11 protein-coding genes are annotated in these 15,942 nt (G+C 60.2%); all 11 read left to right on the plus strand.

Annotation, left to right across the window (positions count from 1 at the left end):
- Nucleotides 1-21: 21 nt before the first annotated feature.
- The 11 genes from CE491_RS05205 (at nt 22) to CE491_RS05255 (ending at nt 15,941) form a co-directional block, all read left to right on the plus strand.
- Complete coding sequence (locus CE491_RS05205; RefSeq protein WP_002552060.1) at nt 22-198, plus strand: hypothetical protein; 177 nt, start codon at nt 22-24, stop codon at nt 196-198.
- Nucleotides 182-3,136, plus strand: a complete 2,955-nt coding sequence (locus CE491_RS05210; RefSeq protein ID WP_110947297.1) for a sensor histidine kinase — start codon at nt 182-184, stop codon at nt 3,134-3,136. The genes CE491_RS05205 and CE491_RS05210 overlap by 17 nt, the downstream gene beginning before the upstream one ends.
- Nucleotides 3,137-3,158: 22 nt before the next feature.
- Nucleotides 3,159-4,598, plus strand: coding sequence for a sigma-54-dependent transcriptional regulator (locus CE491_RS05215; RefSeq protein WP_110947298.1), 1,440 nt, complete (start codon nt 3,159-3,161; stop codon nt 4,596-4,598).
- Nucleotides 4,599-5,374: 776 nt separating this feature from the next.
- Entirely contained in the window at nt 5,375-6,772 is a 1,398-nt protein-coding gene (locus CE491_RS05220; protein ID WP_110947299.1) for a polynucleotide adenylyltransferase PcnB, read from the plus strand.
- 6 nt (nt 6,773-6,778) lie between these two features.
- The gene (gene folK / locus CE491_RS05225; RefSeq protein WP_110947300.1) at nt 6,779-7,261 is read left to right on the plus strand and encodes a 2-amino-4-hydroxy-6-hydroxymethyldihydropteridine diphosphokinase; all 483 of its coding nucleotides are present in this window, start codon (nt 6,779-6,781) and stop codon (nt 7,259-7,261) included.
- Nucleotides 7,262-7,652: 391 nt separating this feature from the next.
- On the plus strand, nt 7,653-8,453 hold the full coding sequence (panB, locus tag CE491_RS05230) for a 3-methyl-2-oxobutanoate hydroxymethyltransferase (protein WP_110947301.1): 801 nt from the start codon (nt 7,653-7,655) through the stop codon (nt 8,451-8,453).
- Nucleotides 8,450-9,304, plus strand: coding sequence for a pantoate--beta-alanine ligase (panC, locus tag CE491_RS05235; protein ID WP_110947302.1), 855 nt, complete (start codon nt 8,450-8,452; stop codon nt 9,302-9,304). Before panB ends, panC begins: the two co-directional genes overlap by 4 nt.
- A gap of 327 nt (nt 9,305-9,631) precedes the next feature.
- Nucleotides 9,632-11,296 carry a glucose-6-phosphate isomerase gene (gene pgi / locus CE491_RS05240; protein ID WP_110947303.1) on the plus strand — a complete coding sequence of 555 codons (1,665 nt, stop codon included), beginning with the start codon at nt 9,632-9,634 and terminating at the stop codon, nt 11,294-11,296.
- Between the two features lie 297 nt (nt 11,297-11,593).
- Nucleotides 11,594-13,531 carry an acetate--CoA ligase gene (gene acs / locus CE491_RS05245; protein ID WP_110947304.1) on the plus strand — a complete coding sequence of 646 codons (1,938 nt, stop codon included), beginning with the start codon at nt 11,594-11,596 and terminating at the stop codon, nt 13,529-13,531.
- Between the two features lie 141 nt (nt 13,532-13,672).
- Complete coding sequence (locus CE491_RS05250) at nt 13,673-14,542, plus strand: oxygenase MpaB family protein (RefSeq protein WP_110947305.1); 870 nt, start codon at nt 13,673-13,675, stop codon at nt 14,540-14,542.
- Nucleotides 14,543-14,762: 220 nt separating this feature from the next.
- Nucleotides 14,763-15,941 carry an acetyl-CoA C-acetyltransferase gene (locus CE491_RS05255; protein WP_110947306.1) on the plus strand — a complete coding sequence of 393 codons (1,179 nt, stop codon included), beginning with the start codon at nt 14,763-14,765 and terminating at the stop codon, nt 15,939-15,941.
- The last annotated feature ends 1 nt before the right edge of the window (nt 15,942 follow it).

A 15,942-nucleotide genomic window follows, 5' to 3' on the forward strand; every position in this document is an offset into this window, starting at 1 on the left:
GCACTCAATCCAGGAGGCCAAATGTACATTTATCGATTGGTCCTGCTACTGGTGGTTGGTATCTACCTCTTCTCCCCGGCCATCATGGACTGGTGGATCGACGCGACAGGCGCCTGGTACCGGCCTTACATGCTGTGGCTGATCCTGATCGTGGTGACATTCATTCTGCAGAGCCAACGAGATGCCGATGAGCTTTAGCCTGACCCAGATGATTCTGGTCAGCGCCGCCTACCTGCTGGTGCTGTTCAGTGTCGCCTGGATCAGCGAGCGCGGCCTGATCCCGCGCTGGATCATCCGCCACCCGCTGACCTACACCCTGTCGCTGGGTGTGTATGCCAGCGCCTGGGCGTTCTACGGCACCGTGGGCCTGGCGTACGAGTATGGTTACGGTTTTCTGTCCAGTTATCTGGGGGTGTCTGGTGCGTTTCTGCTGGCGCCGGTGCTGCTTTATCCGATCCTGAAGATCACTCGCACTTATCAGCTTTCGTCGCTGGCGGACTTGTTCGCCTTCCGCTTTCGCAGCACATGGGCCGGGGCACTGACGACGATCTTCATGCTGATTGGCGTTCTGCCGCTGCTGGCCCTGCAAATACAGGCCGTGGCGGATTCCATCGGCATTCTCACCCGCGAACCGGTGCGCAACTATGTCGCTCTGGCCTTCTGCATCCTGATCATTCTGTTCACCATTTTCTTTGGCTCGCGCCACATCGCCACCCGGGAAAAACACGAAGGGCTGGTGTTCGCCATCGCTTTCGAGTCATTGATCAAGCTGATTGCCATCGGTGGCATCGGGATTTATGCGCTGTACGGCGTCTTCGATGGCCCGCAAAGCCTCGAACAATGGCTGCTGCAGAATCAAAGCGCTCTGGCGGCCTTGCACACCCCGCTGCAGGAAGGCCCGTGGCGCACACTGCTGCTGGTGTTTTTCGCCTCGGCGATCGTGATGCCTCACATGTATCACATGACCTTCACAGAAAACCTCAATCCGCGCTCGCTGGTCAGTGCCAGCTGGGGGTTGCCGCTGTTTCTGCTGCTGATGAGCCTGGCGGTGCCGTTGGTACTGTGGGCCGGGTTGAAGCTGGGGGCGACTACCAGCCCCGAATACTTCACCCTCGGCATCGGGATCGCCGCGCACAACAAGTCGCTGGCCCTGCTGGCTTACGTCGGCGGTCTGTCGGCCGCCAGCGGGCTGATCATCGTCACCACACTGGCTCTCTCGGGGATGGCGCTCAACCATCTGGTCCTGCCGCTTTACCAGCCGCCCGCGCAAGGCAATATCTATCGCTGGCTGAAGTGGACACGGCGCGGCCTGATCGTCGCCATCATCATGGCGGGTTATGGTTTCTATCTGCTGCTGGGCGCCAAGCAGAGCCTTGCCAACCTGGGGATCGTCGCTTTCGTCGCGACCTTGCAATTCCTGCCAGGGGTGCTTTCGGTGCTGTACTGGCCAGCCGCCAACCGCCGCGGGTTCATGACAGGCTTGATCGCCGGGATCGTGGTCTGGATGGTCAGCATGCTGTTCCCGCTGATTGGCAATTTTCAAGGTTTCTACATTCCGCTGCTCAATATGATTTACGTGCTGGACGACACCAGCTGGCACCTGGCGGCGATCGCATCCCTGGCGGTCAACGTGCTGGTCTTTACCCTGATTTCGCTGTTCAGCAACCCCAGCCCTGAAGAAGCCAGCGCCGCCGAAGCCTGTGCCGTGGACAACGTGCGCCGTCCGCAACGTCGGGAGCTGCACGCCGTCTCCCCTCAAGAGTTCGCCACGCAACTGGCCAAACCGCTGGGGGCCAAAGCCGCGCAGAAAGAAGTCGAGCAGGCATTGCGCGATCTTTATCTGCCTTTTGACGAGCGTCGGCCTTATGCGCTGCGCCGCCTTCGGGACCGGATCGAGGCCAACCTCTCCGGACTGATGGGGCCAAGCGTTGCCCAGGACATGGTCGAAACCTTCCTGCCGTATAAATCCGGCAGTGAGAACTATGTCACCGAAGACATTCACTTCATCGAAAGCCGCCTCGAGGATTACCACTCGCGTCTCACCGGCCTTGCCGCCGAGCTGGATGCCTTGCGCCGCTACCACCGCCAGACCCTGCAGGAATTGCCGATGGGCGTGTGCTCGCTGGCCAAGGATCAGGAGATCCTGATGTGGAACAAGGCCATGGAAGAGTTGACCGGCATCGGCGCCCAGCGCGTAGTGGGCTCGCGTCTGGAAACCATCGCCGACCCGTGGCGCCAGTTGCTGCTCGGGTTCATCAATGTCCCGGACGAACACTTGCACAAACAACGCCTGGGCCTGGACGGGCAGACCCGCTGGCTGAATCTGCACAAGGCGGCGATCGACGAGCCTCTCGCGCCGGGTAACAGCGGCCTGGTGATTCTGGTTGAGGACCTGACCGACACCCAGATGCTTGAAGATAAATTGGTCCACTCCGAGCGCCTGGCGAGCATTGGTCGGCTGGCGGCGGGTGTGGCGCACGAGATCGGCAATCCGATCACGGGTATCGCCTGTCTCGCGCAGAACCTTCGCGAGGAGCGTGAGGAAGACGGCGAACTGACCGAAATCAGCAGCCAGATCATCGAGCAGACCAAACGCGTTTCGCGCATCGTGCAGTCGCTGATGAGCTTCGCCCACGCTGGCGGCCATCAGCACGCCGACGAAGCCGTCTGTCTGGCCGAGGTCGCTCAGGATGCCATTGGCCTGCTCGCCCTCAATCGGCGCAATTTCGAAGTGCAATTCTATAACCTGTGCAACCCGAACCACTGGGTCGATGGCGATCCACAACGGTTGGCTCAGGTGCTGATCAATCTGCTCTCCAACGCCCGGGATGCCTCGCCTGCGGGCAGTGCGGTACGGGTCAAGAGTGAGGCGTCCGAACATACGGTCGATTTGATCGTCGAAGACGAAGGCACTGGAATTCCCAAAGCAATCATGGACCGCTTGTTCGAACCGTTCTTCACCACCAAGGATCCGGGGGAAGGGACAGGACTGGGGCTCGCACTGGTCTATTCCATCGTTGAAGAGCATTATGGACAAATCACCATCGACAGCCCGGCTGATGCCGAGCAACAGCGCGGAACCCGTATTCGGGTGACCTTACCGCGACATGTCGAAGCGACGTCCGCCGTGAACTGAGACCGTCGAGGGTACCGAATCAATGCCGCACATTTTGATCGTCGAAGACGAAACCATTATCCGCTCTGCCTTGCGTCGTTTGCTGGAACGCAATCAGTACCAAGTCAGTGAAGCCGGATCCGTGCAGGAAGCTCAGGAACGTTTCAGCATCCCCTCGTTCGACCTGATCGTCAGCGACTTGCGCCTGCCCGGCGCGCCAGGCACCGAGCTGATCAAGCTCGGCCAGGGCAAACCCGTGCTGATCATGACCAGTTACGCCAGTCTGCGCTCGGCCGTGGATTCAATGAAGTTGGGTGCGGTGGATTACATCGCCAAGCCTTTTGACCACGACGAGATGCTGCAGGCGGTGGCGCGCATCCTGCGTGACCGGCAGACGGTGCAGAGCATCCAGGCCGAACGCGCGGCTACTGCCGGCAAGGCTCCGGTCTCTGACAAGGCGATCCCCGACAACAGCAACGGCGAGATCGGGATCATCGGGGCTTGCCCGCCCATGCAGGATCTCTACAGCAAGATTCGCAAGGTCGCGCCGACCGATTCCAACGTGCTGATTCAGGGCGAGTCCGGCACGGGTAAAGAATTGGTCGCCCGAGCCCTGCATAACCTTTCACGTCGCGCCAAGGCACCGATGATTTCGGTCAACTGCGCGGCGATCCCTGAAACGCTGATCGAATCCGAGCTGTTCGGTCATGAGAAAGGCGCATTCACGGGCGCCAGCGCCGGTCGTGCTGGCCTGGTGGAAGCGGCCGATGGTGGCACGCTGTTTCTCGATGAGATCGGCGAACTGCCGCTCGAGGCCCAGGCGCGCCTGTTGCGTGTTCTGCAGGAAGGCGAGATTCGCCGGGTTGGTTCGGTACAGTCGCAAAAGGTCGATGTACGTCTGATCGCCGCTACCCACCGGGACCTCAAGAGCCTGGCCAAGGTCGGTCAATTCCGTGAAGACCTTTATTACCGTCTGCACGTGATTGCTCTCAAGCTGCCAGCCCTGCGTGAACGTGGCGCGGACGTCAACGAAATCGCCAACGCGTTTCTGGCCCGCCAGAGCGCGAAGGCCGGACGCAATGACCTGCGTTTCGGTCCCGACGCCGAGCAAGCGATTCGTCACTACTCCTGGCCCGGTAACGTGCGCGAACTCGAAAACGCAGTCGAGCGGGCCGTCATCCTGTGCGAAAGCCCGGACATCTCGGCGGATCTGCTGGGTATCGATATCGAGCTCAGCGATCTTGATGTCGAGGAGTTCATCGGCCTTGCACCCCAGCAGGCTGGCTCCAGCTCTACGGCTCACGAGCCGACTGAGGATTTGTCTCTGGAAGACTATTTCCAGCATTTCGTTCTCGAGCATCAGGACCACATGACCGAGACGGAACTGGCACGCAAGCTCGGCGTCAGCCGCAAATGCCTGTGGGAACGCCGTCAGCGCCTGGGCATCCCGCGGCGCAAGACCGGTGTGGCGAGCGAAACCTGAGTCACGCCGTTCACAAAGCAAGCCTTGCGGGGCTCTGGCACGCGCATTACAGGACTTGTGAAAAAACTGTTACCACATCAGCGACACGTAACAAAAGCCGGGGCGTACGGTAACGCAGCCCCGGCTTTTTCTTACCCGCAAAAAGTAGCGTCGTTTTGCCACACCCTTGGATTTAAAGGGCTGCAGCGATTTTCGCAAAAGTTGGCACGTGTCCTGCTATCTATATCCGTACAAGAACAACAAAAATCAGTCACCCGCAAAACAACATAACAAGAACAAGACGAATCGACTCACGCATAACAAAAACAACACGGCGGAGGCGCAGCTAACTGATTCTTTTGGAGAGGCGTTGCATTTGGGACTTGTCCCGCAACCAGGCTGAGAACAACAAAAAACTACCCTAAGGTAGCGCCTGAACTGGTTGGATCGATTGATCACTGCAGCACAGCGACCAAAGCAATCCGTTTGCTCTTGACTCCCGATTGGGAGATTTCACAGGCGAAAGCCGTGAATTGGGCGCTCAACAAAAACAAAAAGCCCAACTGACAATAAAAATAAGAGCACGCACTTTGGGGGAGCTTCGGCTCCCCCAGTAGCTTCTGAAGCAAAACTCTACGCTCTACCCTCCGGCAACAACCGTTTCAGCCTGTAATTCCTGCCTCCAGGCGCCCTTCGCGCAGCGTCCTACACCATCCCTCGACTAAATGCTAGAATCCCCGCCCATCGTGCGGTCATTCTTCGTAAGTGGCCGAATATTCCTTCAAACAGTGCATCCCATGCTGAAGAAGCTGTTCCAGTCATTCCGTTCTCCTCTGCGTAAACCGCAGCAACACACGCGTACAACGCCTGAAGTGCTCAGCAGCAGCCAGCATTCGTTGCAGCGCAATCAATTCAGCCGCTACGCGGTAAATATCGTCGAGCGTCTGCAAAATGCAGGCTATCAGGCCTATCTGGTCGGTGGCTGCGTTCGGGACATGATGCTGGGCATCACCCCAAAGGACTTCGACGTCGCTACCAGCGCCACGCCTGAACAGGTCCGCGCAGAGTTTCGCAACGCGCGTATTATCGGCCGCCGTTTCAAACTCGTTCACATTCATTTCGGTCGCGAGATCATCGAGGTGGCGACCTTCCGCGCCAATCACCCTCAAGATGATGAAGAGGAAGACAGCAACCAGTCTTCGCGCAACGAGAGCGGGCGAATTCTGCGGGACAACGTCTACGGCACTCTGGAAGATGACGCCCAGCGTCGCGACTTCACCATCAACGCCCTGTATTACGATCCGGTCACCGAGCGTGTGCTCGACTACGCCAACGGTGTACACGACATCCGCAATCGTTTGATCCGTCTGATCGGCGACCCGCAGCAGCGTTATAAAGAGGACCCAGTGCGGATGCTGCGCGCCGTGCGCTTCGCCGCCAAGCTGGATTTCGGTATCGAAAAACACAGCGCCACGCCGATTCGTCCACTGGCGCCGATGCTGCGCGACATCCCGTCCGCCCGCCTGTTCGAAGAAGTGCTCAAGCTGTTCCTGTCCGGGTACGCCGAGCCGACCTTTGAAATGCTCGTGGATCTGGAGCTGTTCGAGCCGCTGTTCCCGGCAAGCGCCAAGGCCCTGGAATACAACCCGACATACACCCACACGCTGATCAGCGAGGCCCTGGCCAATACCGATCTGCGCGTTCAGCAGAACAAGCCGGTGACACCGGCGTTCCTGTTTGCCGCGTTGCTATGGCCTGCGCTGCCTGCCCGCGTGCTGCGCCTGCAAGAGCGCGGCATGCCGCCGATTCCGGCCATGCAGGAAGGCGCCCACGAGCTGATCACCGAGCAGTGCCAGCGCATCGCGATTCCGAAGCGTTTCACCATGCCGATCCGCGAAATCTGGGACATGCAGGAGCGTCTGCCGCGTCGCTCGGGCAAGCGTGCCGACCTGCTACTGGATAACCCGCGCTTCCGTGCCGGCTACGATTTCCTGCTGTTGCGTGAGAGCGCTGGTGAGCAAACCGATGGTCTTGGCGACTGGTGGACCGAGTATCAGGATGCCAACGAGGCAGGTCGTCGCGACATGATTCGCGATCTGGGCAGCAAGTCCGAAACGACCGGCCAAGGCCCGCGCAAGCGTCGTCGCAGCGGCGGTGGCAAGCGCAAGCGTGCTGGCGCCGACGCTTCGGAATAAAGCGCAATGACGGAACGTGTCTACATTGGCCTGGGCAGCAACCTGGCCGACCCTGCCGAGCAATTGCGTGAAGCGATCAAGGCATTGGTGCAGTTACCGGACACCAGCCTGTCAGGCGTTTCCGCGTTTTATGTCAGCGACTCTCTCTTGCCGGGCCAGCCCCGTTACACCAACGCGGTCGCTGCGCTGGATACGGCGTTAGAGCCGCTGGCACTGCTGGATGCATTGCAGGGCATCGAGAACGGTCAGGGTCGCGAGCGCCTGGAACGCTGGGGGCCGCGCACGCTGGATCTGGACATACTGCTGTTCGGCGATCGGCTGATCGACGAACCGCGTCTGAAGGTGCCGCATTACCACATGCACGCCCGCGCCTTCGTGCTGTACCCGCTGGCTGAGCTGGCGCCGGGCATTACGCTGGCTGACGGGCGCAACCTGGATGACCTGCTTGCCGATTGCCCGTTTGAGGGATTGGAGCGACTGCCGCTCTGACGCCTGGACCTGACACACGCTATCGACTGTAGGAGCGCGCCTGCCCGCGATTGCAATGGATCTGACGCTGGTTTCGGCCGAGATAGATCTTGATCGCGGGCAAGCGCACCCCTACAGATTTGCGTCGTTTCGTGCAGAGGGGTCAACCTTCGCAATACCTGTCTCCCGCTGCCGCGCCCCTCTCGGTAACATCCTTCCCAAACCGGTAACACCCGGAATTGACTTCCCGCCCCCTCCTCACGAAGATAAGCGTCCCGAAGCCGGGCGACCGGCCCATAGGCGCCAGACAGGTCTTTTCAAACATCGCGAAACGACGATGTGCCTGGATTTGCAGAATGAATCACGCGTTGCTCGCCGTAGTATTCACAGCGCCTGAATGAGGACTTTTTTCATGCCAGATATCACCGTTACGTCCCTGCTGGGTCTGAAGCAAAAAGGTGAAAAAATCACCATGCTGACCTGCTACGACGCAACCTTCGCCCACACCGCCAGCCAGGCCGGTGTGGAAGTGCTGCTGGTCGGTGACTCGCTGGGCATGGTGCTTCAGGGCCATGACAGCACACTGCCAGTGACTACCGCCGAGATGGCTTATCACGTTGCCAGCGTCAAGCGCGGTAACCAGGGTGCGCTGATCCTCGCCGACCTGCCGTTCATGTCCTACGCCACTGCCGAGCAGACCTTCGCCAACGGCGCGACGCTGATGCAGGCCGGTGCGCACATGCTCAAGGTCGAGGGCGCGGCATGGCTGGGTGAATCCATCCGGTTATTGGCCGAGCGCGGTATTCCTGTGTGCGCGCATATGGGCCTGACGCCGCAGGCGGTGAACGTGCTGGGCGGTTATAAAGTGCAAGGTCGGCAGGAATCTCAGGCGCGGCAGATGCGCGCTGACGCCATCACGCTGGAGCAGGCCGGCGCGGCGATGATCCTGCTGGAATGCGTGCCGAGCGAACTGGCACAGGAAATCACCCATGCGGTAAAGATTCCGGTGATCGGCATCGGCGCCGGCAGCGCCACCGACGGTCAGGTCCTGGTGCTGCACGACATGCTCGGCCTGTCCATCAGCGGTCGCGTGCCCAAGTTCGTGAAGAACTTCATGACTGGCCAGCCTGACATTCAGTCGGCCATCGCCGCGTACGTCAGCGCCGTCAAAGATGTCAGCTTTCCCGCTCCAGAACACGGATTCTCGGCATGAACACAGTCAAAACCGTGCGCGAGTTGCGCGCCGCCGTGGCACGCGCCCGTAGCGAAGGCAAACGCATCGCGCTGGTCCCGACCATGGGCAACCTGCACAGCGGCCATACCGCGCTGGTCACCAAGGCCGCTCAACGCGCCGACTTCGTGGTGGCGAGCATTTTCGTCAACCCGCTGCAGTTCGGCCCCAACGAAGACCTGGCCACTTACCCGCGCACCCTTGCGGCCGATCAGGAGAAGCTGCTGCAAGCTGGCTGTCATCTTCTCTTCACACCTTCGGTCGAAGAAATGTACCCCAACGGCATGGCCGACCAGACCATCGTCCGTGTGCCGATGGTGTCCGAAGGACTGTGTGGCGGCAGCCGTCCGGGCCATTTTGACGGCGTGTCCACCGTGGTCAGCAAGCTGTTCAACATGGTTCAGCCTGACATCGCAATCTTCGGCCAGAAAGACTTTCAGCAGTTGGCGGTGGTCAGCACGTTGGTGCGAGATCTGAACATGCCGATCCAGATCATCGGCGAGCCCACTGTGCGAGCTGCCGACGGCTTGGCGCTGTCCTCGCGCAATGGCTACCTGACCGAGGCGGAACGTGCGAGCGCGCCTGCGCTGTACCGCGTGATCAAGCAAATCGGTGACGCGCTCAGCGAGGGTGATTCAAACCACGAGCAGCTGCTGGCCGATGGCAGGAAACAGCTCGAACGTGCAGGCTTTCGCCCGGACTATCTGGAAATCCGCCATGCCGTGAGCCTGCGCCCGGCAGTGGCCGGGGATGAGGATTTGGTAGTGCTCGGCGCGGCGTTTCTGGGGAAGACCCGCTTGATCGACAATTTGCACCTGACCAGGGAGCAATGACTGGCAAGCACGTCGGCAAAGCATCGAAGGCATTTTGCGATTCGCGGCTATGCTCATTAGCCGATGCCGACGGTTTATGAAACTTTGCGTCGCGCGCTCTCTATCTGGCGCCGGACGGTGAACTTTAGCCACACCCGCAATGCCATACCGGTACAGGTCGCCCGAGAAAGGCGGCACTAGCTTGTGAGAAAAAGTACCGAGCAAAAGGAAAGCAAGGCGCAGACATCCGCGTCGCCTGGGCTTAGTCTCTGACGTATCGACGAATTCAGTCCAATCCTGGCTTTTCAGTGTCCAAAAGGCAGTTCAAGTACAAGGAAACCCGCAGCGATGGCGTACTACCGCACTCCTCATGACGTCACTACCCTGCCCGCTTGGCAGGCGCTCGAAGCACACCGCAAAGCGATGCAGCATTTCAGCATGCGCGAAGCGTTCAACGAAGACCCACAGCGTTTCAGCGAATTCACTCTTAGCAGCGCCGGTCTGTTCCTCGACTATTCGAAAAACCTGATTACCACCGAGACGCGCAAGCTGTTGGTCAATCTGGCCAATGAAGTGGGTCTGAAGGATGCGATCAAAGCGCAGTACGACGGCGAACTGGTCAATGCTTCCGAAGGCCGCCCGGCGCTGCACACCGCCTTACGCCGTCCGGTTGGCGACAAGCTGCAAGTCAACGGCGTCAATGTGATGCCCGAAGTGCACAAGGTACTGAACCAGATGACCGATCTGGTGGGCCGTATCCACGATGGGCTGTGGCGCGGTTACACCGAGAAGCCGATCACCGATATCGTCAACATCGGCATCGGCGGCTCGTTCCTCGGCCCTGAGCTGGTGTCCGAAGCGCTGCTGTCCTACGCGCAGAAAGGCGTTCGCTGCCACTATCTGGCGAACATCGACGGCACCGAGCTGCACGAGCTAACCAGCAAACTGCGCGCCGAAACCACGCTGTTCATTGTTTCGTCGAAAACCTTCACCACCCTCGAAACCCTGAAGAACGCCACGGCCGCCCGTGCCTGGTATCTGGCGCAGGGGGGCTCTCAGGCCGAGCTGCACCGTCACTTCATTGCGGTCTCGAGCAACAACGCCGCAGCCGTGGCGTTCGGTATTCGTGAAGAGAACATTTTCCCGATGTGGGATTGGGTCGGCGGTCGTTACTCGCTGTGGTCGGCCATCGGTCTGCCTATCGCGCTGGCCATCGGCATGTCCAACTTCAAGGAGTTGCTGTCCGGGGCCTACACCATGGACCAGCATTTCCAGAATGCCGATTTCGATAAGAACATGCCGGTGCTACTGGGTCTGCTGGGTGTCTGGTACGGCAACTTCTGGGGCGCGCAAAGCCACGCGATCCTGCCGTACGACCACTACCTGCGCAATATCACCAAGCACCTGCAACAGCTGGACATGGAATCCAACGGCAAGAGCGTTCGTCAGGACGGCGTGCCGGTGAATGTCGATACTGGCCCGGTAATCTGGGGTGGCGTGGGTGCCAACGGTCAGCATGCTTATCACCAATTGCTGCATCAAGGCACGTTGCTGATTCCGGCCGACTTCATCGTGCCGATCGTCAGCTTCAACCCCGTGTCCGACCACCACCAGTGGCTGTACGCCAACTGCCTGTCGCAGAGCCAGGCGCTGATGCAGGGCAAGACACGTGCGGAAGCCGAGGCCGAATTGCGCGCCAAGGGCATGCCGGAAGCAGAAGTGCAGCGAGTCGCGCCGCACAAGGTCATCCCGGGTAACCGCCCGAGCAACACCATTGTCGTCGAGCGCATCAGCCCTCGTCGCCTCGGGGCTCTGGTGGCAATGTACGAGCACAAGGTATTCGTGCAGAGCGTGGTCTGGGGGACCAACGCCTTCGACCAGTGGGGCGTCGAATTGGGCAAGGAGTTGGGCAAAGGTGTCTACAGTCGCCTGGTCGGCACTGAAGAAACCGCCGCTGAGGATGCCTCGACCCAGGGGCTGATCGATTACTTCCGCGGTCGTCACCGCGGCTGATCCAATCCCGTTGCAACCTCCAAAACCCGTCGTCTCGCAAGAGGCGGCGGGTTTTGCGCATTTGGGGAGGACTGCCGCCGACCTATCGTCGGAGATCTCGGAGGTTGCAACGGCAGCGAACTCGGAGCGCCAGCCAATACATTCGGGTTTGGCACCCCGCGTGAGGCAACAAGCCAGCGTCTACAAGAATCTGCGCCCGCCTGATGACACCGGATTGACACGTCCCCATCGCCTGAACCCTGCGAAGTCAGACGACTCTGATGTCATAGTGTTCCCACAAGAAAAACAGGAGACGCCATGTTCAATCTCAGCGATTTCCCGCAGGCCGACGCGACGCGCAAGGCCGCCCAACTCAGCGCCGACGATTACCAACGCATGTACCGGCTATCGGTTGAACAACCCGATACCTTCTGGGCAGAACAGGCAAAGGCATTTCTCGACTGGTTTTCCGAGTGGGAACAGGTTCAGCAGTCTGACCTCACGACCGGCGCCGCCAGCTGGTTTAAGGGCGGCAAGCTGAATGTCAGTTACAACTGCATCGACCGTCACCTGAAGGACCGCGGCGATCAGGTGGCAATTCTCTGGGAGGGCGACAATCCTTCCGAGTCCGCTGAAATCACTTACAAGAAGCTTCATCACAACGTCGCCCGCCTGGCCAACGTGCTGAAACAGCGCGGAGTCAAGAAAGGAGATCGTGTGTGCATCTACATGCCGATGGTGCCGGAAGCGGCGTATGCGATGCTCGCCTGCACGCGCATCGGTGCCGTGCACTCGGTGGTATTCGGCGGATTTTCCCCGGACGCCCTGCGCGATCGTATTCTCGATGCCGATTGTCAGACCGTTATTACCGCTGACGAAGGGGTGCGCGGCGGCAAGTACATCCCGCTGAAACAGAACGTCGACCAGGCCCTGCAAAGCTGCCCGAACGTCAGCACCGTGCTGGTGGTCCAGCGCACCGAAGGCGATGTCGATTGGGTCAAGGGCCGCGATATCTGGTATCACGAAGCCCTGCATGGCATCAGCGACGATTGCCCGCCGGAGCCGATGGACGCCGAAGACCCGCTGTTCGTCCTCTACACCTCTGGCAGCACTGGCAAACCCAAGGGCGTGTTGCACACCACAGGTGGCTACCTGTTGCAGGCGGCGATGACCCACAAATATGTGTTCGATTACCGCGATGGCGAAATTTACTGGTGCACCGCCGACGTCGGTTGGGTCACAGGGCACAGCTATATCGTCTACGGCCCGCTGGCCAACGGCGCGACCACGCTGATTTTCGAAGGGGTGCCCAATTACCCCGACAGTTCGCGCTTCTGGAAGGTGATCGACAAGCACGACGTCAACATCTTCTATACCGCGCCGACTGCCTTGCGGGCATTGATGCGCGAAGGGCCGAAGCCGCTGCAAGGCACCAGCCGGGAAAGCCTGCGCGTACTCGGCACCGTCGGCGAGCCCATTAACCCGGAAGCGTGGGAATGGTATTTCCATAAGGTCGGAAAAGACCGTTGCCCTATCGTCGACACTTGGTGGCAGACCGAAACCGGCGCAATCATGCTGACTCCGTTGGTCAGCACCAACCCGCTGAAACCGGGCTGCGCAACTCAGCCGATGTTCGGCGTACAGCCTGTGCTGCTGGACGAAAAAGGCAACGAAGTCGAAGGCGCCACCAGTGGGTTATTGGCGATCAAGGCCAGTTGGCCGGGGCAAATTCGTGGGGTATATGGCGACCAGAAGCGCATGGTCGAGACCTACTTCAAGCCCTACCCCGGTTACTACTTCACCGGCGATGGCGCGCGCCGCGATGAAGACGGGCATTACTGGATCACCGGACGCGTGGACGATGTGATCAACGTTTCCGGGCATCGCATAGGTACGGCCGAGGTCGAGAGCGCGCTGGTATTGCATGACAGCGTCGCCGAGGCCGCCGTGGTGGGTTATCCCCACGACGTCAAGGGCATGGGGATTTACGCGTTCGTGACCACCATGGCCGGGATCGAGCCGGACGAGGCGTTACAGAAGGCGCTGTTGGCGCGGGTCAGCAAGGAGATCGGCGGTTTCGCCAAACCGGAGCTGATCCAGTGGGCGCCAGCCTTGCCGAAAACACGCTCAGGGAAGATCATGCGCCGCATCCTTCGCAAGATCGCCTGCAACGAAATAGACAGCCTGGGAGACATTTCGACCTTGGCTGATTCGGACGTGGTGGAGGGGTTGATCGATAAGCGGTTGAACAAGTAGCGAATGTGGGCCCTTTGTAGGAGCGCGCTTGCCCGCGACTGCCATTGTTCAGACACCTATAGGTACCTGACACATCTGCAACCGTGAGCAAGCGCGCTCCGACAGGTGCAGCGAGCAGTCAGCCCACTCAGTTGGACACCCATGGAATTCATCCGCACACGCATCGAAACCCAGGTCATGAGCATGACCGGTCTGGCCCTCGGGCAGCTGGATATGGAAAATCCCAAGGGCGATCCCGGGCTGTTCGGGCCGCAGGCGGTGTGCTGGCAGGTGCATGGTGACTTCCCCAGCATGCTCATCGGCGGGATCTGCGCGTTGATGCTGCAAATGCTGCATCCGCGTGTGCTGGCGGGGGTCTGGGATCATTCGAATTTTCGCCAAGACATGCTCGGCCGACTGCGTCGAACGGGGCAGTTCATTTCGGGCACGACATTCGGCTCGACCCACGACGCCAACTGGCTGATCGACAAGGTGCTGCATATTCACTCGCAGGTCCGAGGGGTCGCGCCGGATGGCAGCGCCTATGCGGCCGATGACCCCGAGCTGCTGACCTGGGTGCATGTTGCCGAGGTGAGTAGTTTCATGGCTGCACATCTGCGTTACCTCAATCCTGATCTGTCGCGCGAGGACCAGGACCGCTATTACGCCGAAACCGCGGTCGTCGCCGCGCGTCTTGGTGCTCGCGACATACCCTGTTCGACAGATGAAATTAACGACTATCTGCAGCGAATGCGTCCGCAACTGCTGTGTGATGAGCGCACGCGGGAAGTGCATCGCATCTTGCAGAACGCCCCGGCGCCGAGTCGGCTGGCCAGACCGATGGGCAATCTGATGATGCAGGCGGGGGTCGAACTGTTGCCGGAATGGGCCAGCGGGATGTTCGATATTCGGATGACCAACCTCAAGCGCAAGATAATTCGCAGCGGAGTGAACCGCACCGCGCCGATTCTGCGCTGGGCCGTGCGCAATGCGTCGGTGCATCGGGCCAGGCGCAGGATGGGAGTGGTTTGAATTCCATGGACGCGTTGTAGCAGCACGCTTGCCCGCGATTGCGGTTAGTCAGGTACATAAACGTGTCTGACAGATTGCAATCGCGGGCAAGCGCGCTCCTACTCCGCCTCGGTCATTCATGCCACCATGTGCGACTTTGATTCCGCCGTTCCGGCTCGCACCCTTTTTAGCTTTTACCCAGGTCCCAACACGTAAACCAACAAAAGTGAGGATTCGTACCATGCAAGACGTCGTAATCGTTGCCGCTACCCGCACGGCGGTCGGCAGTTTCCAGGGTTCGCTGGCGAACGTTCCTGCTGTCGATCTCGGCGCGGCGGTCATCCGCCAATTGCTTGCCCAGACCGGTCTGGACCCTGCACAGGTGGACGAAGTGATCATGGGCCAGGTGCTCACCGCTGGCGCGGGGCAGAACCCGGCGCGTCAGGCGTCGATCAAGGCGGGCCTGCCGTTCGCGGTGCCTGCAATGACGTTGAACAAGGTCTGCGGCTCCGGTCTCAAGGCGTTGCATCTGGGCACACAGGCGATCCGTTGCGGCGACGCCGAGGTGATCATCGCTGGCGGCCAGGAAAGCATGAGCCTGGCCAATTACGTGCTGCCGGGCGCGCGTACGGGTCTGCGCATGGGCAACGCGACCATGGTCGACACCATGATCAGCGACGGCCTGTGGGATGCCTTCAACGATTACCACATGGGCATCACCGCCGAGAACCTGTCAGAAAAATACGAGATCAGCCGTGAGGCGCAGGACGCTTTTGCCGCCGCTTCCCAACAGAAAGCCGCTGCAGCCATCGAAGCCGGGCGCTTCGTCGATGAAATCACTCCAATCCTGATTCCTCAGCGCAAAGGCGATCCGATCTCCTTCGCCACTGACGAGCAGCCCCGGGCCGGCACCACTGCCCAATCCCTGGGCAAGCTCAAGCCTGCGTTCAAGAAAGACGGCACCGTGACGGCGGGTAACGCTTCGTCGCTGAACGATGGCGCTGCCGCGGTAATCCTGATGAGCGCAAAGAAGGCTGAACAATTGGGCCTTCCGGTGCTGGCGCGCATTGCGGCCTACAGCAATGCGGGCGTCGATCCGGCGATCATGGGCATCGGGCCGGTGAGCGCGACGCGTCGTTGCCTGGACAAAGCCGGTTGGTCCCTGGAGGAACTGGACCTGATCGAAGCCAACGAAGCGTTCGCCGCGCAGTCGCTGTCGGTGGGCAAGGAATTGAGTTGGGACATGGCCAAGGTCAACGTCAACGGCGGCGCCATCGCCATCGGTCACCCGATCGGCGCATCGGGCTGCCGCGTGCTGGTGACCCTGCTGCATGAAATGATCAAGCGCGACGCGAAGAAAGGCCTGGCGACCCTGTGCATTGGTGGTGGCCAGGGCGTGGCGCTGGCGTTGGCGCGCTAGG

The sequence above is a fragment of the Pseudomonas bohemica genome (genome assembly GCF_002934685.1).
GTDB classification, from domain to species: domain Bacteria; phylum Pseudomonadota; class Gammaproteobacteria; order Pseudomonadales; family Pseudomonadaceae; genus Aquipseudomonas; species Aquipseudomonas bohemica.